This window comes from Roseateles puraquae, assembly GCF_002205845.1.
Lineage (GTDB): Bacteria > Pseudomonadota > Gammaproteobacteria > Burkholderiales > Burkholderiaceae_C > Pelomonas > Pelomonas puraquae.
Window position 1 is genome coordinate 204800 of record NZ_NISI01000001.1, and the last position, 21429, is coordinate 226228.

Consider the following 21429-nt stretch of genomic DNA (forward strand, 5'->3'; position numbering starts at 1 on the left):
ATCGCGCCATGAACGGTGCCCAAGTCGAACGCTTCTTTGCCACCCTGAAGGCCGCCAACCCCTCGCCGCAGACCGAGCTGCAGTACGCCAGCGTGTTCGAGTTGCTGACGGCGGTGCTGCTGTCAGCGCAAGCCACCGACGTCGGCGTCAACAAGGCCACGCGGCGCCTGTTCGCGGTGGCCAACACGCCCGCGCAGATCCTCGCGCTGGGCGTGGATGGGCTGGAGAGTTACATCAAGACCATCGGCCTGTACCGCAGCAAGGCCAAGCACTTGCTGCAAACCTGCCAGATCCTGATCGACCAGCACGGCGGAGAGGTGCCGCGCTCGCGCGAAGCGCTGGAGGCGCTGCCGGGCGTGGGTCGAAAAACCGCCAACGTCGTGCTCAACGTCGCCTTCGGCGAGCCGACGATGGCGGTCGACACCCACATCTTCCGCGTCAGCAACCGCACCGGCCTGGCGCCGGGCAAGACCCCGCTGGCGGTGGAGCTCGGCCTGATGAAGCGGGTGCCGACGGACTACCTTGTCGACGCGCATCACTGGCTGATCCTGCACGGCCGCTATGTGTGCCAGGCGCGCAAGCCCTTGTGCGAGGCCTGCGCCGTCGTGCGCGAGTGCGACTTCGGCCGACACCTAAAATCCAGCACCGCCTGACCCGAACCCATCCATGGCCAGCCTGACCGACCTGACCGACCGCGTGGAGCGACTGCTCCTTCGCCACGACGAAATCCTGCGCACCAACCTGCTGCTGCAGGTGCAACTGAATGCCATCACCCAGGAGCGCGACAGCCTGCGCTCCCGGCTGAACGCCGCGCGCGCCCGCGTCGACGCGCTGCTGGAGCGCCTGCCCGCTGAAGCGCCCAAGGAAGAACAGCCATGAAGCAGATGGAAGTGACCATCATGGGCCAGAGCTATCTGCTCGGCTGCCCGGAGGGCGGCGAGGCCGCCTTGAGCGCTGCCGTGGCGCAGGTGGACCGCGAGATGAGCGCCATCCGCGATGCCGGCAAGGTGAAGGCTCGCGAACGCATTGCCGTGCTCGCCGCCCTGAACCTGGCCTATCAACTGGCCGAGGCCCCGCGCGTCGCGGTGCCGGCACCCGCCCCGGCCGAACCGATGTCAACGCCCGAGATCGATGCCCTCGTCAAGCGCCTGGATGAAGCGCTGGAGCACGACGGGCAATTGCTCTAGGCGTTGACCGGGCTGGGCATGACGCCCGCGCCCACGTCTAGGTGCTGAGCGCCGGATACACCGGCTCAAAGGCCCCGCGGCGAATCTCCTCCAGCGTGGGCGACTCTCCCGCCCACAGCACCACGACCGGGCCGGGCAGGCTGAGGCTGCCCTCCAGCCAGCGGCAGAGCTGGAAGCGGGACTCGTCCTCCATGCCGGGCAGTTCCACAAACACGAGGTAGGCGCGGCGGCGAGGGAACTCACGCAGGCTCTTGCACACCAGCCAGGCCCGTGCCACGGGCTTGCACCGTGCGAGTTCGGCCTGCACCTCGGCAAGCTCGAACGTCGACAGGTCATGGCGGGCCACCCGGCTGAAGTAGGCGGGCTCCTGCAGCTCCTCCCAGGCCCGCTCCTCGCCCTCCTGCGCCTGCTTGCAGCGCTCGCGCCAGAGCTTGAGTGCCGCGGCATCGTGCATCAGCTCGGGTCGAGGCGTCTCCAGATCGTCGACGGCCTGCCGCGCCGCCCACCAGCGGTGATCGGTACTGGCGTCCCAGAGCTGCTGCAGCACCGCGAGCCGCGCGACACGGTCCTCGGGTGCCAGGCACTTTGCCAACCCCTGCAGCGCGGCCGGGTGCTGAGGACTGCGCTGCAGCGCCAGTTCATAGAGCGGACGCAAGTCATCACGTGGATCGAGTTGGCGGCGCAACGAAGCCTCCTCCACCAATTCGGCGGCATTGGCCGTGGCCCGTCGCGCCCCCAAAGCCTGCGCACGCTCGCGAACCCGGCCCAGTCGCGCATGGTGCAGCTTCCAGGTACTCGCGTTCTCCTGGCACCACTGCTTGTCAAAGTGCGCCAGCCAGCGATCGGCTTGCTCGCCCAGCAGCGCCAGGGCGCTTCGCTTGGACCATTCGGGCAGTGTCGCCTTGGCGCCCAGCGCCGCCACGCGATCGCGCAAGCTGGGGTGCGTGTCCGCCAGATCACTAACGCGCGTGAGGGCCTCGCGCAGCGCTTCCCTCGCGAAACCAGGCTCGGGAGGCTGACCGAGTTGCGCCCGCATCGCCTTGAACGGGCCACTCGGAAGGGCGGCTGCAGCGGCCAATCGCCAGTGGTCAGCCCAGAACCTCTGCGCCAGCCAGGCGCCCTTGACTTCGATCTCGATCAACGCTGCCGTCGCCACCTCGGCGCCCAGCAACCGGCCTGCGATCCGGTCGGCTTCGTACTCGTCCTGGCGAGCCAAGGCGAAGGTCTTGGCCGCAAAGCGCGGAAAGTACCAACGCAAAAACGCCTGCGTGGCGGCTGACGCGACGCTCTCGTCATTGCGCAGGTTGTCGTGCAGGCGCAGCCAGGACAGGCGGGTGCGGTAGATCCATGCCGCAAAGCGGCCATGATCGCCGCGCAGATGGCCGTACTCGTGCGTCAGCACCGCCAGCAGCCGCTGCCGGTCGAGCGCCATCAGCAGCGGCAGGCCGAGCGTGAGCGTGTTCACCGCACCGCCCAGCAGCCCCCAGCGCGGCGCCTGGCGAATGCTCGCGTTGAACTCACCGTCCAGATAGACCGCATGGATCGGCGGCCCGTGAATCTTCTTTCGGATGCGCTCCAGGGCCTCGAAAAGCGCGGGCGCCTCTTGCGCCGTGATGCGCAGGCCCTCAGGCGGCTCGAAGCGAACCCACAGCGCCCTCACGCTGGCCCACAACAAGGCCAAGGCTGCGGCCAGGCCCCACAGCAGGCCGAAGCGCAATCGCCCATGCAGCAGTTGCGGCACCAGCCACGCGATGAGGCCGATGGCGAGAGCCAGGCATCCGATCACCCAGCCATAGCCCAGGGCCGCGAACACGGCCACGCTGCGCCGGTACGCCTTGCTGTCTTGCGCACTGGCCTGTTCGCTGACTCGCACCATGTGCACGAAATCGGCGTGGTCCATGCAAACTCCCCCCTAGGTTCTGACGTCTCGGGCGCGCATCCTAGCGAGGGTTTCGTCGGTCAAACCTCACGGATGCAAGGACACGCCGTCGGTCTTAGAATTCCGACCGTCCATCGCAGTCCCCGGGGCTTTTATTTCCTTCATCCGATGCTCTTTGAGCAAGGGCTTGGAACATTCCGGACGGGCGTGATCGTCTCGCGTCAGATGAACCCGAAGTCCGGCTGACCTCGCCCACCTGTATACCCCAGGGTGTTCAGGATCTCGGCCCCCAGGACCCGCGATGGACACCTTTCTCCTCCCTTAGCATCAGCCCATGAACTACTGGCTGATGAAGTCCGAGCCCGACGAGGCCTCCATCCACGACCTCCAGCGCGCCGGCACCCTGCCCTGGACGGGCGTGCGCAACTACCAGGCCCGCAACTTCATGCGCGACGAGATGCAGCTCGGCGACGGTGTGCTGTTCTATCACTCGTCCTGCCCTGAGCCCGGCATCGCCGGCCTGGCCGAAGTCTGCAGTGCCGCCTACCCGGATGCGACGCAGTTCGACCCGGCCAGCCCCTACTACGACCCCAAGTCCAGCCGCGAGTCGCCGCGCTGGGTGCATGTGGACGTGCGATGGCGCGAAACCACGCCGCTGCTGAGCCTGAAGGCCATGCGTGAAGCACCGGAGCTGGCCACGATGGGCGTGCTGCAAAAGGGCAGCCGGCTGTCGATCACGCCCGTCACGCCGGCTGAATGGCAGGCCGTGCTGAAGCGATTGCGCGCGACATGACCGCGTCACTGGTTGTCGAGCTGTTGGCCCTGGGCCTGGCGGCGGGCTTCCTCGCCGGCTTGCTCGGCATCGGCGGCGGCATGCTGCTGGTGCCCTTCCTGACCTTCATCCTGGGCCAGCGGGGCGTACCGCCGGGGCTGGCCGTCAAGATGGCGATTGCCACGTCCATGGCCACCATCATGTTCACGTCGCTCTCCAGCGTGCGGGCCCACCACCGGCGCGGCGCCGTGCGCTGGGAGCTGGTGCGAGGTCTGGCGCCTGGCATCCTGCTCGGTGGGCTGCTGGCCGGCGCGGGGCTCTTCGCACTGCTCAAGGGGGCCTGGCTGGCGCTGGTGTTCGCGGCTTTCGTGAGCTTCTCGGGCTGGCAGATGCTGCGCAACAAGCGTCCGGCGCCGAGTCGCCAGATGCCAGGCACCGCCGGCCAGCTCGGTGCCGGCGCGGGCATCGGTTTGCTGTCCGGGCTCGTGGGTGCGGGCGGCGGCTTCGTCAGCGTGCCCTTCATGGTGTGGTGCAACGTGCCGGTGCATTTCGCGGTCGCCACGAGCGCTGCGCTGGGCTTTCCGATTGCGGTGGCCAACACCTTGGGCTACGTCATCGGCGGATGGGGGCTGGCGCCGGCCCTGCCCGGCGCCATGGGCTACCTCTATCTGCCGGCCTTGGGCGTGATCGCGCTGGCCAGCGTGACGATGGCGCCTCTGGGTGCGCGCGCTGCGCACGCCATGAACGTGGCCCAGTTGAAGAAGGCCTTCGCCAGCCTGCTCTTCTTGCTGGCCGGCTACATGCTCTGGAAGGGCTTGGCCGAGCTGTAGCCGCCATAAACGGCCTTAAGCTGCACAGCCATGAAACGCACCGCCCTTGCCCTGTCCATGGCCGGCCTGCTGGGGCTGGCCGTCGCCGCGCCGAAGCCGGCCGCCCGACCCGCCAAGCCCACGGCAGTCAACACGCCCAAGAAGACGGCCCAGGAGATCCTGGCCAGTTCGCCTGCCAGCGACTGGCGCGCCCTGAATCCCGAGAACACCCTGCTGATGGAGCTGGCGGCCGGCACCGTCATCATCGAGCTCGCGCCGCGCTTTGCGCCGGCCCACGTGGCCAACATCCGCGCGCTGGCCCGCGGCGGCTACTGGGACGGCCTGGCCATCCTGCGCGTGCAGGACAACTTCGTGACCCAATGGGGCGACCCCGACGGCGAGGATGCCGCCAAGGCGCGGCCCCTGCCCGCCGGCGCCAACGCGAAACTGCCGGCGGAGTTCTCGGTGCCCATCGACAGCATCGGCAAGAGCGCCGGCTTTGCCCGCCTTCCGGACGTCGACGGCTGGGCGCCACGCACCGGGTTCGCCGAGGGCTTCCCGGTGGCGGCCGACCCCGCTTCCGGCAAAGCCTGGCTGGCGCACTGCTACGGCATGGTGGGTGCCGGCCGCGGCGATGCGGTGGACTCCAGCAACGGCAGCGAGCTCTATGTCGTCATCGGTCAGGCCCCGCGCGGCCTGGATCTCAACATCACGGTCGTGGGCCGTGTGATCAAGGGCATGGAACTGCTGTCGGCCCTGCCCCGCGGGACGGCGGCCATGGGCTTCTACGACAAGCCCGAGCAGCGCACCGGCATCCAGCGCATCCGGCTGATGTCGGAAGTGCCCGCCGCCGAGCGCCCCTCACTGCAGGTGCTGCGCACCGACTCGACGACCTGGACCCAGCTGCTGGATGCGCGCCGCTACCGCGGCGGCTGGTTCGTGCACAGCCCGGGCCATATCGAGATCTGCAGCGCCAGCGTGCCGACGCGCCCGGCGCCCTGAACCTCAGCCGCCGCCGAGCAGCAACGCCACCCGGTAGGTGATGAAGGACGCCAGGTACGCCAGGCCGAACAGGTAGCCGGTCATGATCAGCGGCACCTTGTAGCCGCCGGTTTCGCGCTTGACCGCCGCCAGCGTGGCGATGCACTGGGGCGCGAACACATACCAGGCCAGCAGAGACAGCGCCGTGGCCAGGCTCCAGCTCTGCGAGATCAGTGGCGCCAGGGCCTGCGCGGCATCATCACCCGTGGCCGATAGCGCATACACCGTGCCCAGCGCACTGATGGCGACTTCACGCGCAGCCAGGCCAGGCACGAGCGCGAGGCTGATCTGCCAGTTGAAGCCGATGGGCTCGAAGATCTTGGCCAGGCCCGCGCCCAGCCAGCCCGCCACGCTGTACTGGATGGGCGCGCCGGTTGCGCCTTCCGGCGGCGCCGGGAAGCTGGCCAGCAGCCACAGCGCGATGGTGAGCACCATGATGATGCCGCCCACGCGCTTCACGAAGATCACGGCGCGCTGCCACAGCCCGATGGCGATGGAGCGCGGATGCGGCCAGTGATAGTTGGGCAGCTCCATCATCAGCGGTCGCACCAGGCGGCCGGAGTTGGTGAAGCGCTTGAGCAACCAGGCCACTGCCAGCGCGCCCAGGATGCCCGCCAGGTACAGGCCGAACAGCACCAGCCCCTGCAGCTCCAGCCCGGCCACCTGGCGCTGCGGCACGAAGGCGCCGATCAGCAGCGCGTACACCGGCAGCCGCGCCGAGCAGGTCATCAGCGGCGCGATCAGGATGGTGACGAGCCGGTCCCGCGGGTTGGAGATGGAGCGCGTGGCCATGATGCCGGGGATGGCACAGGCAAAGCTCGACAGCAGCGGGATGAAGCTGCGCCCGGACAGACCGACGCTGCCCATCAGCCGGTCCAGCAGCAGCGCCGCACGCGGCAGGTAGCCCGACTCCTCCAGCACGAGGATGAAGAAGAACAGGATCAGGATCTGCGGCAGGAAGGCCAGCACACCCCCCGCACCCGCGATGACGCCGTCGACGATGAGGCTGTGCAACCAGCCCTCGGGCACCCATTGCCCCACCTGCGCGCCCAGCCAGGCCATCCCGGATTCGATCAGGTCCTTGGGCGGCTCGGCCCAGGAGAACACGGCCTGGAAGAGCAGGAAGAGCAGCACCGCCAGGATGACCGAGCCCGCCACCGGATGCAGCAGCACGCGGTCCACGCGGTCGCTCGGCAGCGTGGGGAGGTCGTGGTCGAGCTGCAGCGCGCGCAGCATGGTCTTGACCGTCACATGGTCGTCCACCTGCTGCTCAGCCGCCTCAGGCAGCGGCGCTCCGGCCCAGACCTCGGGCTGGTCGAGCAGGCCGCGCAGCTCCTCCAGGCCTTCCTTGTGGATGGCCACGGTGCGCACCACCGGCAGACCCAGCTGCGCGCTCAAGGCAGCGGCGTCGATCTTCAAACCCCGGCGGGCCGCGAGGTCAGCCATGTTCAGCGCCACCACCACCGGCAAGCCCATGCGGCGCACGGCCAGCAACAGGCGCAGGTTGCGGCGCAGGTTGGTCGCGTCCAGCACGCAGACGACGAGGTCGGGGCGCTTCTCGCCCTTGGCCCGGCCGGCCAGCACGTCGCAGGTGACGCGCTCGTCGGGCGAGCGCGGATGCAGGCTGTAGGTGCCGGGCAGGTCCAGCAGGCGCAGGGCCTTGCCGGCGGCCGTGACGAGCCGGCCTTCCTTGCGCTCGACGGTGACGCCAGCGTAGTTGGCGACCTTCTGGTGACTGCCGGTCAGCCCGTTGAACAGCGCCGTCTTGCCGCAGTTCGGGTTGCCGACCAGCGCCACCAGCTTGCCGCCGCGGTGGACATGGACGACGGCGGCGTTGGCATGCCGGTTCTCAGACATGACGGGGCGTCACGGCAATGCATTCCGCCTCCGCGTGGCGCAGCGCGAACGTGGACTGCCCCACGCGCACGACCAGATTGCCCGTGCGCTGGGCGCCACGGCGCAGCACACGCACCGCCTCACCCGGCAGAAAGCCCAGGTCGGCCAGCCAACCCGCCCACTCCGGCGAATGCTGCGGGGCACTCACCTGCTCGACGGTCAACGCCAAGCCCGCGGGCGCGACGGCAAGACTGGAAGGCAGCGGCTCGGACATGGCGTGGCGACGGCAGTCGTTTGATGCGAATGATTCTCATTGTATGCGCGGCGAGTCATGTGCCGACCCGGGTATGGCCATTGCCGCACAACTTTTCGCTTGCGCTGCGTCAAGCCGCCGGCATCCGCGCCAGCAGTGCCTCACAGTGGGCAAGGGCAACGCTGAAATCCAGGCGCGCCACGGCGTCGGCCAGGCGCCCAAACTCCGGCTGCCAGGACGCCGGGGCCGAACGGGCCAACTGCTCGCAGGCACCGACCGAACGCATGTTGCGGTCCGCCAGCAATTGCCGCAGCTGCCCCAGGCTGTCCAGCGGGTCGGCAACGCGAGGCGGGGTCTGTGCTGGCGGTGCCTGCGGCGGCGCCAGGGCTCGCAGGGCCGCCAGGGTCTCGTCGAGCAAGGCCTGGAGGGACTTCAGGTCGACCGCCCCCAGGGGTGACGCCTGGCTGGCCTGCAGTGCCTGCTCCTGGGCGCCCGCCGCAGCGGCCAAGGCGCTGCCGCCCACCGCCCCGGCCAGGCCACGCAAGGTGTGCAAGCCCCGAACCACATCGGGACGCCGCCCGTCCTGAAGATGCCGGGCCAGGGCCGCCAGCTCCGCTGGGGCATCCTGACTGAAGGACTGCACCAGTCGGTCGTACAGGCTCTGGCGGCCTCCCAGGCGCTTCAAGGCCAAATCGGGCTCCAGCAACTGCGGGATCTCCAGGGGCGGAGGCTGTGTGGTGGGGCCAAAACGGCTGTCGTCTGGCTGGACATGCCGCCGCAGCGAAGCCACCAGTTGCTGCAGGTCGATGGGCTTGGCGACATGGTCGCGCATGCCCGCGGCCATGCAGGCCTGACGATCGGAGGCCATTGCATTGGCCGTCATCGCGATGATGAGGCTCTGCGGGCGCCGCGCGAGGATGCGCTGCGTGGCCTCGAAGCCATCGATGTCAGGCATCTGCAGGTCCATCAGGATGGCATCGAAGGGCGGCTCCGCCACCAGCGCCAGGTGGGCCCCTTCCACGCCACCGCCCGCGAGCGTGACGAGGGCGCCTTCCGCTTCGAGCAACTCCTGGGCGACCTGCTGGTTGAAGCCGTTGTCCTCGACCACCAGCAGCCGCATGCCGGCCAGACGCAGTTCACCCGCGCCGGCCCGCGGCATCGGCAGCGGCACGCCCCGGGTCGCCTCCGCCACGGCGTCATGCAGCATCGAGGCGGTCACGGGCTTCACGAGATAGCCCCCCAGGCTCTGGATGTCGAGCTCGCTGCGTTCGGCCAGCAATTCGCGGCCATGCGCGGTGACCATGATGATGACCGGCGCATCCGAGTCGTGGCTCTCGCGGATGCGGCGTGACGTCTCCCAGCCGTCCAGACCCGGCATGCGCCAGTCCATCAAGATGAGATCGAAGCGGGGCCCGCCCCGTGAGGCCACCTCGTGCAGCAGGGCCAGCGCCTGCTCGCCGCTGGCCGCCGTGCCGCAGTGCCAGCCCAGGCTCGCACCGATGCCCTGCAGCACCTCGCGCGCCATCGGGTTGTCGTCCACGATCAGCACGCGCAGCCCCCGCTGCCCCGTGTCGGCTTCAGCCACCTCCACGGCGGCGGCTTCCATCGTGAGGTCGAAATGGAAGCGGCTGCCCTCCCCCACCCGGCTGTCGACGCGGAGTTCCCCCCCCATCAGGGCCACCAGGCGGCGACTGATCGCCAGTCCGAGCCCGGTGCCGCCATAGCGGCGCGAGGTGCTCTGCTCCGCCTGGCTGAAGCCCACGAAGATGTCCTCAAGCTTGTCCGCCGGAATGCCGATGCCGGTGTCGCTGACCTCGAAATGCAGGCGCACCTTGGGCGTCGGCCCGCCGCGCTCCTCGCCCAACAGCGCAAGCGCCAGCACGACCTCGCCACGGTCGGTGAACTTGAGCGCGTTACCGGCCAGGTTGAGCAGCACCTGCCGCAGCCGCGTGGCATCGCCCACCAGTGCCGGCGGCAGTCGGGGGTCGAGCCGGAACAGCACCTCGACATCCTTGCTGCCGACATTGGCCGACAGGATCACGGCCAGCTCCCGCATGAAGTCGCTCAGCACGAAGCGATGCGGATCGAGCTCCATCTTGCCGGCCTCGACCTTGGAGAAGTCCAGCACGTCATTGATGACACCCAGCAGCGCCTGCGCCGCCGTGCGCGCCTTGCTGGCGTAGTCGAGCTGGCGCGACGTGAGCTGCGTGCGCAGCAGCAGGTTGAGCATGCCCAGGGCGCCGTTCATGGGCGTGCGGATCTCGTGGCTCATGTTGGCCAGGAAATCGCTCTTGGCCTGGCTGGCTGCTTCGGCCGCCACGCGCGCCCGCACCAGCTCTACCTCGGCGCGGTGGCGTTCGGTCACGTCGATCAGCATCTGCACGACGTTGACCAGCCGCCCACGGCGGTCGCGGATGGCGCTGGCGCTGCCGTCGACGAACAGTTCGCCGCCGCCGGGCAGCGCAAAACCCCGCTCAAAGCGGACATGGTCGACCCGCGGTGCCGCCAGCCGCGCGAGCTCCGTGCCGGGCACGCGGCCGGTACGGAAGTCGGGCAGGTCGGCCAGCTTGGCGCCGCGCAGCTCGGCGCCCTCGCGGCAAAGCATGGCTGTCAGGGCCTGGTTCACATCGATGATGACGCCCTGCGGGTCGCACAGCGCGATGCCCACCTGCGCCCGCTCGAACACGCCGCGGAAGCGCTGCTCGCTGTCGTTCAAGGCGCGGGTGCGCTGCTCAACCCGGGCCTCGAGCAACTGCCGCTCGACCACGAGTTGGTCCGTCATCTGGTTGAACCCGCGCGCGAGTTCGCGGAACTCCACAAAGCCGCAGACCGGCGCCCGCTCATCCAGCTTGCCGCCGGCGATGCGAGCCACCGCGGCGCTGAGCATGGTCACGGGCTCCACGATGCGCCGCGCCAGCACCCAACCCAGGCCCAGGGCCATGACCAGGGCCAGCCCCAAGGCACCCAGCAGCCGGTCCCGCAGGGAGCGGGCCGGCGCGAAGGCCTCGCGCGCATCGAGATTGACCGCCATGCCCCAGTCCAGCGCGGGCAGCGGGCGCCAGGACGAGATCACCTCGACCCCCGCGTAGTCACGGGTCAGGCCGCTGCCACTCTCGCCTCGCAGCGCGCGCGGGGCCGGCGGCAGATCGGGTGAATTCAGGTCGAGCCCGCCTGACAAGGTCTGGGTGGGCGCCCGCCGTAGATCGTTGAGAAAAATGGCCCGCCCGCCTTCCCGCCGCGCCAGCACGGTCTCGCCGGCCAGGGCCAGGCCCGAACGTTCGGTGGCCACGCGCAGCAAGCGGTCGATGTCGAGCTGCAGCACGACGCTGCCCAGCACCTGGTCGGCCGCCACCACGGGATGGACCAGGAACAGCGTCAGGCTGCCATCCATTGGCGACTTCTGCACCGTCGTGACCTGGGCATCCAGGTGACCGATCGCGCGCCGGTGGGCTTCCATCAACTCCGCGCCGGCGAACCACCCGGCATCGATGCGCCCCGGCAAAGGGGCGGCCGGCGGGGTGCGGGACGCGAAGCTCACGCGGCCATCCGGTTGAATCAGCAGCACGTTCAGGTATTTGCCACTGTCGTCCAGGCGCTCGAAGAACGCCCGGCTCGTGGCCGGCACGCGCGTGGCGGCCCGATCGGCCCGCTGCGAGAGCAGGCTGCTGGTGTCGCTCGCCTGGGCCAGCATGCGGCCATCCACCTCCACCTCGTTCAGATACTCGCTGACCTCCTGCACCTTCTTGCGCGCCAGCAGGATCAGCCCTTCCTGCACCGTCTCGTGCAGCCGCTGCTCGAAGCTCGAGAGCTGCCACCAGCCCATCAGGCCCAGAGGCAACATGGACAGCAGCAGGAGGCCCAGCAACAAGGCCGGCCCGGCGCGCCACGCAGGGCGGGTGGACTCGACCGTCGGCAGGGTGTCGTTCACGGCCGGGCCTCCGTGCGCAGCAGGACCGCGCCCCAGTGCTGGGTTGATCGAAACGTCGGCCAGGGTTCCGGGCGCACATCGCGGGGCAGCGCCAGCACTTCCTCCAGCGCACCATCCACCTTGACCCGCGCGATGCGCAGCGGACGCCACAGGTGCCGGGTCTGCGCGTCGACCGCCGCGAAGCCGTAGGGCGCCGCGAAGGTCTGGTGCACCACGGTGGCATTGACCGCGTCGGTGCGCTCGCTGCCCACCTCTCGCACGGCTTCCGCCCAGAGGTGCACGGCGGCATAGGTGGCCACACCCGCATCGCTTGCGCCCACGGCGGCCCCCTGACTGCGCCTCAGCCGCTCCAGGAAGCGCTGGTTGGCGGGGTCGGGCAACGACTGCAGATAGGCCACAGCCAGGAAGTGGCGCGACAACCGCCCGCCCTGCAGGGCCGCCATCTCAGGCTCCGATGCGCACAGCGACAGCACCGGAAGGTCGGCCAGGCCGTCGGTCACCAAGCCATCGAACAAGGCCCGATTGCCATCACCGCACACGCTGCTGACCACCAGGTCCGGCCGCACCCGGGCCAGGTCGGCCAGCACGCCGCCCACGTCGGCCGCGCCCATGGCCAGGGCGCGCTCCCCGAGCACCTGGCCGCCGCCCAGTATGATGAAGTCGCGCAGCACCACGGCCAGTCGGCGCGAGTACATGCCCTCGGTGCCCAGCACGTAAACCCGCCTGCCGAACTGCTGCATCGCCCAGTGCAGCGCCGGCAAGGCTTGCTGGTTGGGCGTCGGTCCGGTGTAGACGATGTGCGGCGAACTCTCGAAGCCCTCGGACACCGCCGCATGGAACAGCAGGTGACCGCGCGCCTCCACGACGGGCAACACAGCCTGCCGGCAGCCCCAGGCGCCACAGCCAAAGAGTGCGACGGCTCGGTCCGCGGTGATCAGGCGGTCAGCCGCCGCCGCCGCCACACGCGGGTCAGCGCGGGTGTCCTCGATCTTGAGTTCAACACGTCGGCCAAGCAGCCCCCCGGCCTCGTTGATCTCCTGCACCGCCAGACGGGCCGCCGCCACCTGGGGCGCCTCGTGGGCCGCCACGGGGCCACTCAGCGCCTGGAGCAGGCCAATGGTGATCGGGCCGGGTGTGGCCGCTGCGTGATGACGTTGCCACGCCAGAAGGCCGGCTCCGGCAAGCGCCAGCAGCGACAGCAGCAGGCCCAACCGCCGCCAGAGTCGTGCCCGCGCTGATGGCATGACGCTAGCCCGCGGCGCGCCGCGCCTCTGGCGAGATCAAGGGCAGCGTCAAGCGCACGGTCGTGCCGACGCCTGGTGTGGATTCGACCTGGATCTGCCCGCCAAGCGCGAAGGTCACCAGGTTGCGCACGATGTACAGCCCAGGCTCGCTGCGGTTCATGCCGAAGCGGGTGGAGAAGAAGGGGTCGAACACCCGCCCCAGCATGCCGGGCGGAATGCCCACGCCGTGGTCTTGCACCGTGACGACGAGCTGGTCGGTACCGAGCGGCCGCACGCGCAGGTGCACCTCGCCGCCGGCCTCGCGGTAGGCATGCTTCACGGCGTTCTGGATCAGGGTGGTCAGCACCTTGGCCAGCGCGCCGCGGAAGCTCAGCAGGTGCAGGTCGTCGCCAGCATCCAGCTCGCAGCGGACCTGGTGCGCCTCCAGGGCCGGCGCCAGGGAGGCCACCACCTCGTGGATCAGCTCCAGCAGCGAGAAGCTGCGGCGCTGATCGCCGAAGTTGTCGGCCGTGGACTGGAGGAAGGAATCGACGATGGACAGTGTGCGCTGCAGGTTGGACAACACCAGGCCGACGCTTTCCTCGCTGACGCGCAAGTGCTTTTCGAGGTCGCTGCGCTTGATGTTTCCGCCCTGCGAAATGACGCGCAGTTGGGCCAGGTCGTCCTGCAGCGTGCAGGCGGAAATGAGCGCGTTGCCCAGTGGCGAGCTGAGTTCCTGGGCGATGCCGGAAATGGTGCGACCGACCGAGGCCAGCTTGTCGCGCTGGAAGAGTTCGATCTGTGACCGGGCGAAGCTCTCCGAGGCGAGCTTCAGCGCCAGTTGCGTGCGCACCCGGGCCTTCACGACCACGTCGACGAAAGGCTTGGGGATGTAGTCGACCGCACCGTGAGCGAAGCCCTCGGCCTCGTCGCTGGCGCTGCCCTGCACCGTCACGAAGATGACCGGGATGCCACGGGTGCGCGGGTCGGCCTTGAGCCGGTCGCACACCTCGTAGCCGCTCATCTCGGGCATCAGCACGTCCAGCAGGATCAGGTCGGGCAGCTGCTGCGCGCAATAGGCCAACGCCTCAGCGCCGCTCGTCGCCATCGAGACCTCGCATTCGTCCACCAGCAGCTGGTAGAGCGCATGGATGTTGGTGGGCTGATCGTCGACGACAAGGATGAGTGGCATGGCTACTCAGGATAACCGCAGGGCCGCGGGCCTTGTAGGGCGGGCGCCCTGGGCTTTCCCCAGGGGGCGAAGGGCGCCGCGGTCGATGACGCAATCCCATAATCGGTATGACCTCCTGCACACCCTATGCCGTCACGCCCGATCCCGCCTGGTCTCCTCTGGCTCGCCATGGCGGGTTTGGCGGCGCTGCTGGTGCTGCAGGTGCTGACCGGCGCCGGTGGCGCGGCCTGGGTGGCTGGCATGGTGATTAATGCCTTTCTCTGCGGCTTGACCGCCTGGGCGCTCTGGTCGCGCCCCCGCCGGTCCGAAGACACGGCGGCCAGCGACGGACCGGCGCCTGTCGCCCGAAACCACCTGCTGTTCCAGGTCAGCCACGAGATCCGCACCCCGATGAATGCCGTGCTGGGCATGACCCAGCTGGCCCTGCAAACGTCGCTCACCCCCGAGCAGCGCCAACTGCTGACGCAGGCCGATGCCAGCGCGCGCGCCTTGTTGGCACTGGTCGACGATGCGCTGGACGTCGCGCGCATCGAGGCGGGCCAGGCCCGGCTGGAGCCGCACCCCTTCCGGCTGGAGGACGTGGTCGCCCAGGCGCTGGACCAGGTCCGCCCGCTGCATGCCAAGCCCGGCGTTGCCCTCATCTGCGACTGGGCCGACGGCAGCCTGCTGGCAGGCCGCGGGCAATTGGTTGGCGACGCGCCTCGGCTCCTGCAACTGCTGGCCACCTTGTTGGCGCAGGCGCTGCGTTGCACCGCTTCGGGCCAGGTGTTGCTTCGACTGGCGGCCGACCCGACCGATGCCCAGGAGCGCGTGCCGCTGCGCATCACCGTGCAGGACACCGGCCCCGGACTCAGCACGCGCCAGCTGCAACGGCTGCGCGAGGGCGACACGCGCACCATGCCAGCGCCGGACCTCGGCGAGGCGGGCATCGGCCTGACGCTGGCCCGCCAGCTCACCGGCTTGCTGGGCGGCCGCCTCGATGCCCAGAGCCAGCCGGGGCAAGGCAGCAGCTTCGAGGCACATGTCACGCTGGCCATCCAGCCCACGGGCGTCCCGCCGCCGCCATCGGCGGCCCAGCGCCTGCTGCTGGCCCAGCAGCCCGGTCCGGCGCGGGAAGCCACGCTGGCCACGCTGCGCCATCTGGGCCAGGGCGACGGTCTTGTCGCTTGCGTGCAGGCGCACGACGTGCTCGATGCTGTCGCAGACGCCCAGCGGCAGGCCCAGCCCTTCGACTGGCTGCTGCTCGACTGGCGCCTGCCGGGCCCCGGCCCGACGGGTGCCGATCTCCTGGCTCTGTTGCGGCGGGACCACCCGGCCCTGCGCATCGCGGTACTCAGCAGCCCCGGCGCCGAGGGCGACCCCGGCGATGCCCGGGCCTTCGGCGCACGCGCCGTGCTGTCTCAGCCGGTCACACCCGGCGAGTTGCGGCGCTTGCTGGACGCCGTCAGCGGTGAGACGGCGTTCGCCCGCGCCGCGGGGGGTGATGCGGCATCGCTGACGGGCTTGCGGGTGCTGCTGGTGGAAGACCATCCGATGAACCAGGAAATCGCCGTCCGCATGCTCAGCGGGCGCGGTGCGGTGGTGGACGTGGCGAGCAACGGCCAGGCCGGGCTGGACCGCCTGCAGGCGCGAGGCCCCGGCGCCTACGACCTGGTGCTGATGGACCTGGAGATGCCGGTGCTGGACGGGCTGTCGGCCACGCGCCAGCTGCGCTCGATGCCGGGCTTTGCCGACCTGCCGGTACTGGCGATGACCGCCCACGTGCTGCCCGAAGAAAAGGCGCAGTGCCTGGCCGCCGGCATGCAGGGCCATATCGCCAAGCCGCTGAACGTGCGCCGGCTGGTTCACGAGTTGCAGCGTTACCGCCCCTCCCCGGCTGCCGTGGACGAAGGCCCGGTGCTGGAGGTCGAGCGAGGCCTGCGCCAGTTCGACGGCCAGGTGGCCTTGTATCGCCGGACGCTGCAGGGCTTTGCCGACCAATACGCCCCAGGAACAGGCCACTGGGCGGACTGGCTGGCCGGGCATGACTGGGCCGCGCTGCGCCGTGCCGCCCATACGCTGCAAGGGCTGGCCGCGACGATCGGCGCGCGGCCGCTTCACGCCGCGGCGCTGGCGCTCGAGCAGGCAACGGCGGTGGCTGATCTCCCGCATGCCACCTCTCTGCTGGCGCGAACCCAGGCGGCGCTCGACCTGCTGCTGGCCGAAGTGCAGGCCGTGCTGTCGCGGGACCTCCCCGCGCCGGCCGCGCCCGTTGTCAGCGCCGGCGACGTGGCCGAGCTGCGCGACCTGCTGGCGCAAAGCGACAGCCGGGCGCTGGACTGGTGGCGGGCACACGGCGCGGGCAGTGGCCTGGCGCAGGAGGTGCAGCATCGGGTCTCGGCCGCCCTGGAGGCCCTCGACTTCGACGCCGCCGCCGCAGCCCTGGGCCCCGACCGGCAACCTGAACCATGAAGGGCCCCACCCTCGTCGTGCTGGGCCCCTTCGGCACGCGGTGGCTGTTCAAGGTCATCGTCGCGTCTGCCCTGATTGCCTGGGCCAGCGAAACGGCCCTCGGCGTCATCGAGCCGAGTGACCGCCTGGCCTATCCGCTGATTGCGGTGGCTTTCACGACCTTGGCGCTGCTGGTGTGGCGCCGGCCGCAGCAGCTCTTTCTCTGGCAACGCATCGGCGTAACGCTGGTGGGGCTGTACTTTGCGGTGAGCATGCTGGTGTTCACGATGAGACCGGACCCGGGGCCCGGCCCGTACACGCTGGCCAGCTTCGGCCCGTGGTCGATGGGGGGCACGCTGCTGCTGTTCACCACGTGGCGGGCGCGAGACGCGCTGTCGATCTCACTCGGGCTGCAATTCATCACCCTGGCGCCGCCCACCGGGCTGCGCTTCTCCGGCACGCCACCCCAATGGCTGCTGGACAGCTGGCCGCTGCTGGCCAACCTCGCGCTGTGCCAAGGCATGTTCTCGCTGGCGCTGTGGGGCTTGTCGCGTCAACTCGCGCGGCTCACCTCACTGGCGGCGGCGCCGCAGGGTCTCGCCACGGCAGACAGCCTCGTCGCGGCACGACTGGCGGAGCTGGAACGGTCGCGTGCGGCCGCCGAGGCTGCGTCCCGCGCCAAGTCCGACTTCCTTGCCAACATCGGCCATGAGATCCGCACACCGATGAACACGGTCCTGGGTGTGACGCGGCTGCTGTTGCAGGGCCGGGTGCAGAACGAGCAGCGAGCCCGGCTGCAGGAGGTGGCCAAGGCCGGTGAGTCGCTCGTGAAGATGATCGACGGCCTCCTCGACTTCGCCGACCTGGACGCCGGTCGGATGCAACTCAGCCAGGACCCCGTCCCCCTGGAGCCACTGCTGGCGCATGTGTTTGACGCCGTGCGCGCCGATGCCCAGGCCAAGCATCTGGCGCTGGACTTCGAACTCGGCTCGCCCGAGCTGCTCGGCCCGGCCGGCACGCGCCGGGGCGATGCGGTACGGCTCACGCAACTCGTGACGGAGCTGCTGACGAACGCCGTCAAGTTCACGCCGGCCGGCAGCGTGGTGCTGAACGCATCCATCGATGCCGCGGGCGGCTGGGTGCTGACGGTGCGAGACAGCGGCATGGGCCTGAGCCGGGAGCAACTGGCACGCCTGTTCACGCCGTTCGCGCAGGCCGATGCCGGCGCCACCCGCCGCTTCGGCGGCACCGGCCTCGGGCTGGCCATCTGCCGCGCGCTGGCCGAGCGCATGGGCGGCAGCCTCACGGCGCGCAGCGTACCGGGCACCGGCAGCGAATTCATCCTGAGCCTGCCGCCCGCGCCCTGCCCCGGCATCAAGGCGCCCAGCCCGCAGGCGCCGGCCCGGCTGATGCTGGTGCAAGCACCCCACGCCGATGGTCATCAGAGCCTGGTCACGCTGCTGAAGGCCATGGCCCCTGAGGCCCGGGTCGAGATCGTCAGCCAGGGCCGGCAGGCCTTCAACCGGCTCACGGCCGCCGCGCCGGCGCAGGCCTGCGACCTGCTCATCGTCGACTGGGTGCTGCCCGACATGGAGGGCGGCGAGCTGCTCGCTCAGCTGGCAGCGCAGGGCCCGGCGCCGGCCCGGCGCGTGGTCCTGCTGAGTGCCTTCGACACACAGGTGCTGCGAGACCGTGCCCTGCGCCAGGGTGCGCAGACCTTGTGTGCCAAGCCCCTGCTGCCCCACGCCCTGCGCCGCCTGCTCGACCTCGACCGCCCGCTGCCTGCGGACCTGACCGCCGGCACACCGCCCACCGCCCGCGCCGCCGCGAGCGGCGCCGTCGACACCGCCACGCTGATCCGCCAGCTCGACCACCTCCTTGGCGAGGCCGACAGCCACGCCTTGACGCTGTGGGAGCAGCACGAGGCAGCCCTCCTCGAAGCCTTGCCGTTGACCCAGGCCAGGGCCCTGGCGGGGGCCATGCAACGATTCGAGTTCGACGCAGCCCAGGCTGCGCTCCGGGGAGGAACCCCGCCATGAACACCCTGCCAGCCAGCCTCAACCCCATCCCCGGCGCCCATCTGGCCACTGTGCTGGTGGTGGACGACACGCCGGCCAACCTGACCCTGCTTGCCCAGGTGCTCAAGCCGGACTTCCGGGTGCAGCTCGCCGTCAGCGGCGCCAAGGCGCTGGAGCTGTGCCGCCGCCAGCCGCCGGACCTGATCGTGCTCGACGTGATGATGCCGGAGATGGATGGCTACGAAGTCTGCCGCCGCCTGAAAGCCGATCCGGCCACGCGCCGCGTGCCCGTCATCTTCCTGACCGCGCTGACCCGCCCCGAAGACGAAGGTGCCGGTTTCGAGGCCGGCGGCGCGGACTTCATCCACAAGCCCTTCCACCCGGCGACGGTGCGCGCCCGGGTGCGCACGCATCTGCAGCTCAAGCTTGCGGAAGACCAGCTGCTGCGCCACAACGCCGCGCTCAGCACCGAACTCGACGCACGCCGCCGCGAAGTGGAACGGCTGCGGGACACGACGCTGTTCGTCATGGTCGGCCTGGCCGAATTCCGGGATGCCGACACCGGCAACCACATCCAGCGCACCCAGGAATACGTGCGCACGCTGGCGCGCTGGATCGCGGCCCAGCCCGACGGGCCGGCTGACCTGACCGAGTACGCCATCGACGAGCTCGCCAAGGCAGCGCCGCTGCATGACATCGGCAAGGTCGCCATCCCCGACGGCATCCTCCTCAAGCCGGGCAAGCTCTCCGCCGACGAATGGCAGGTCATGAAGACCCACGCCGAGCATGGCGCCGACCTGCTGCAGCGCGCGGTCGACCGCCTGGGCGACGACGCCGGCCTGATGCTCACCTACGGCCGGCAAATTGCCCGCCATCACCACGAGAAATGGGACGGCAGCGGCTACCCGGATGGCCTCGCCGGCGAAGCCATCCCCCTGGCCGCACGCCTGATGGCCGTGGCCGACGTCTACGACGCCCTGATCAGCGCGCGGCCCTACAAGAAGGCGATGACGCACGAGGAGGCGCTGGCCTTCATCCGCGAGGGCTCGGGCAGCCATTTCGACCCGCATGTCGTGCAGGCCCTGGAGGCCTGCCTCGACGAGGTGCGTGCCATCGCCGCACGTTGGGCCGACTGAGCCCGCCGATAATCCCGGCCGCTATGCAGTCCGGCGCCATCCTCAACATCTCCTGCTACCTCTTCGTCTCGCTGGCCGACACCCATGCCCTGCGCGAGCGCCTTCACACCCGCGCCGAGGCCCTGGGGCTGAAAGGCACGGTGCTGCTGGCGGAGGAAGGCATCAACCTCTTCCTGGCCGGGCCCGCGCCCGCCGTGCGCACCTGGGTCGACGAACTCCGCGCCGACGCGCGCTTCGCCAGCCTCACTCCCAAGGAAAGCTGGAGCGACAGCCAGCCGTTCCAGCGCCTGAAGGTCAAGGTGAAGCACGAGATCATCCGCATGAACCGCCCCACCGTGCGGCCGGATCAGGCGCCCCGCGCCCCCGCGCTGCCGCCGGCCACGCTGGCCCGCTGGCTCGACCAGGGGCATGACGACGAAGGCCGCGAGGTAGTCATGCTCGACACCCGCAACGGCTTCGAGGTGGACCACGGCGCCTTCGATGGCGCGATCGACTGGCGGCTGCACAAGTTCAGTGATTTCCCCGAGGCGCTGGCCGCGCATCGCGAGGAACTCCTCGGCAAGACCGTCGTGAGCTACTGCACCGGCGGCATCCGCTGCGAAAAGGCCGCCATGGTGCTGGAGGCTGAGGGGCTGCACGCCTGGCAGCTGGATGGCGGCATCCTGAAGTACTTCGAGGACACCGGCGGCAAGCACTACCACGGCGGCTGCTTCGTCTTTGACGAGCGCGAGTCGCTCGCCCCCGACCTCCGCCCGGTCTCGTGAGAGAGCGTCTCGGCGAACTGCTGCTGAAGGCGGCCGGCATCCTGCTGATGCTGGCGGCGCTGGCCTTCGCCGTCGCGAAGGCGCCCGACCGTTCGCTGGAAAGCCTGGTGCCGCGCTGGGCCCTGCCGCCTTCGGACTTCGTCGAACTGGACGGTCAGCTGGTGCACTACCGCGACCAGGGCCCCAGCGGCGATCCGATTCCCCTCGTGCTGATCCATGGCACCAGCGCCAGCCTGCACACCTGGGAGGGCTGGGCCACCGAACTGAGTGCCACGCGCCGCGTCATCAGCTTCGACCTGCCGGGCTTCGGCTTGACCGGCCCCAACGCCGAGGGCGACTACCGCGCCACGCGCTACGTCGCCTTCGTGCGCCAATTGCTCGCACGGCTGGGCGTGGGCCGGGCCATCGTCGTGGGCAATTCCCTGGGTGGCGAGATCGCCTGGCAGCTGGCACTGGCGGACCCGGCCCATGTCGCCGGCCTGGTGTTGATCGACGCGGCCGGCTTCGATTTCGTGCCCGAGTCCGTGCCGCTGGGCTTTCGCGTGGCCCGCTGGCCCGTGGTGCGCGAGGCCATGCGTTGGGTGCTGCCCCGCCGCGCGATCGAGAACAGCGTGATCGACGTCTATGGCGACCCCAGCCGCGTGACCGCCGCGCTGGTCGATCGGTATTACGAACTGGCGTTGCGCGAAGGCAACCGGGTGGCCCTCATGCAGCGCATGGACCAGATGACGCCCGGGCCGGTCGAGCGACTGGCCGACATCAAGGTCCCGACGCTCATCCTCTGGGGCGGCCGGGACCGCCTCATCCCGCCGCGCTGGGGCCAGGCCTTCGAGAAAGGCATACCCGGCAGCCAATTGGTGGTTTTCCCCAAGCTCGGCCACGTGCCGCAGGAGGAAGACCCGGCTGCTACCCTTGCGGCCTTGCGCGACTGGCTACCTCGAGTCCAGCCCTGATCCCCACG

General features: G+C 70.0%; 17 protein-coding genes. 11 read left to right on the forward strand and 6 right to left on the reverse strand.

The window, feature by feature from the left end; genetic code table 11:
* The first annotated feature begins 8 nt into the window (after nt 1-8).
* Genes nth through CDO81_RS00940 form a run of 3 tightly spaced genes read left to right on the forward strand, consistent with a single transcriptional unit; the run spans nt 9 to nt 1187 of the window.
* Nucleotides 9-653 carry an endonuclease III gene (gene nth / locus CDO81_RS00930; protein WP_088481294.1) on the forward strand — a complete coding sequence of 215 codons (645 nt, stop codon included), beginning with the start codon at nt 9-11 and terminating at the stop codon, nt 651-653.
* Between the two features lie 13 nt (nt 654-666).
* Nucleotides 667-879 carry a DUF904 domain-containing protein gene (locus tag CDO81_RS00935; protein WP_088481295.1) on the forward strand — a complete coding sequence of 71 codons (213 nt, stop codon included), beginning with the start codon at nt 667-669 and terminating at the stop codon, nt 877-879.
* Complete coding sequence (locus CDO81_RS00940; protein ID WP_088481296.1) at nt 876-1187, forward strand: cell division protein ZapA; 312 nt, start codon at nt 876-878, stop codon at nt 1185-1187. Before CDO81_RS00935 ends, CDO81_RS00940 begins: the two co-directional genes overlap by 4 nt.
* Nucleotides 1188-1224: 37 nt before the next feature.
* Here CDO81_RS00940 and CDO81_RS00945 read toward each other — a convergent pair whose 3' ends face one another.
* Nucleotides 1225-3087, reverse strand: coding sequence for a M48 family metallopeptidase (locus CDO81_RS00945; protein ID WP_088481297.1), 1863 nt, complete (start codon nt 3085-3087; stop codon nt 1225-1227).
* A 313-nt stretch (nt 3088-3400) separates the two neighbouring features.
* Here CDO81_RS00945 and CDO81_RS00950 point away from each other — a divergent pair, with 313 nt between their 5' ends.
* The 3 genes from CDO81_RS00950 to CDO81_RS00960 are packed head-to-tail and all read left to right on the forward strand — an operon-like array spanning nt 3401 to nt 5649.
* The gene (locus CDO81_RS00950) at nt 3401-3859 is read left to right on the forward strand and encodes an EVE domain-containing protein (RefSeq protein ID WP_088481298.1); all 459 of its coding nucleotides are present in this window, start codon (nt 3401-3403) and stop codon (nt 3857-3859) included.
* Nucleotides 3856-4668, forward strand: a complete 813-nt coding sequence (locus CDO81_RS00955) for a sulfite exporter TauE/SafE family protein (RefSeq protein WP_088481299.1) — start codon at nt 3856-3858, stop codon at nt 4666-4668. The genes CDO81_RS00950 and CDO81_RS00955 overlap by 4 nt, the downstream gene beginning before the upstream one ends.
* A gap of 30 nt (nt 4669-4698) precedes the next feature.
* A complete protein-coding gene (locus CDO81_RS00960) occupies nt 4699-5649 on the forward strand; it encodes a peptidylprolyl isomerase (protein WP_088481300.1) in 951 nt (316 codons plus the stop codon).
* A 3-nt stretch (nt 5650-5652) separates the two neighbouring features.
* On the opposite strand, the gene feoB is transcribed toward CDO81_RS00960, so the two are convergent.
* The 5 genes from feoB to CDO81_RS00985 form a co-directional block, all read right to left on the reverse strand.
* Entirely contained in the window at nt 5653-7545 is a 1893-nt protein-coding gene (feoB, locus tag CDO81_RS00965; protein WP_088481301.1) for a ferrous iron transporter B, read from the reverse strand.
* A complete protein-coding gene (locus CDO81_RS00970) occupies nt 7538-7798 on the reverse strand; it encodes a FeoA family protein (RefSeq protein ID WP_088481302.1) in 261 nt (86 codons plus the stop codon). The genes feoB and CDO81_RS00970 overlap by 8 nt, the downstream gene beginning before the upstream one ends.
* Before the next feature lie 109 nt (nt 7799-7907).
* The gene (locus CDO81_RS00975) at nt 7908-11705 is read right to left on the reverse strand and encodes a response regulator (protein ID WP_088481303.1); all 3798 of its coding nucleotides are present in this window, start codon (nt 11703-11705) and stop codon (nt 7908-7910) included.
* Nucleotides 11702-12949, reverse strand: a complete 1248-nt coding sequence (locus CDO81_RS00980; protein ID WP_088481304.1) for an urea ABC transporter substrate-binding protein — start codon at nt 12947-12949, stop codon at nt 11702-11704. Before CDO81_RS00980 ends, CDO81_RS00975 begins: the two co-directional genes overlap by 4 nt.
* A gap of 4 nt (nt 12950-12953) precedes the next feature.
* A complete protein-coding gene (locus tag CDO81_RS00985; RefSeq protein WP_088481305.1) occupies nt 12954-14120 on the reverse strand; it encodes an ATP-binding protein in 1167 nt (388 codons plus the stop codon).
* Between the two features lie 168 nt (nt 14121-14288).
* On the opposite strand from CDO81_RS00985, the gene CDO81_RS00990 reads away from it, so the two are divergent.
* The 5 genes from CDO81_RS00990 to CDO81_RS01010 are packed head-to-tail and all read left to right on the forward strand — an operon-like array spanning nt 14289 to nt 21421.
* Nucleotides 14289-16571 (forward strand): hybrid sensor histidine kinase/response regulator, encoded by a 2283-nt coding sequence (locus CDO81_RS00990; protein WP_158218126.1) that lies wholly within the window; start codon nt 14289-14291, stop codon nt 16569-16571.
* Nucleotides 16568-18589 carry an ATP-binding response regulator gene (locus CDO81_RS00995; RefSeq protein WP_088481307.1) on the forward strand — a complete coding sequence of 674 codons (2022 nt, stop codon included), beginning with the start codon at nt 16568-16570 and terminating at the stop codon, nt 18587-18589. The genes CDO81_RS00990 and CDO81_RS00995 overlap by 4 nt, the downstream gene beginning before the upstream one ends.
* Entirely contained in the window at nt 18586-19704 is a 1119-nt protein-coding gene (locus tag CDO81_RS29045) for an HD-GYP domain-containing protein (RefSeq protein WP_088481308.1), read from the forward strand. The genes CDO81_RS00995 and CDO81_RS29045 overlap by 4 nt, the downstream gene beginning before the upstream one ends.
* A 23-nt stretch (nt 19705-19727) precedes the next feature.
* Entirely contained in the window at nt 19728-20468 is a 741-nt protein-coding gene (locus CDO81_RS01005; protein WP_088481309.1) for a sulfurtransferase, read from the forward strand.
* On the forward strand, nt 20465-21421 hold the full coding sequence (locus CDO81_RS01010) for an alpha/beta fold hydrolase (protein WP_241516798.1): 957 nt from the start codon (nt 20465-20467) through the stop codon (nt 21419-21421). Before CDO81_RS01005 ends, CDO81_RS01010 begins: the two co-directional genes overlap by 4 nt.
* The last annotated feature ends 8 nt before the right edge of the window (nt 21422-21429 follow it).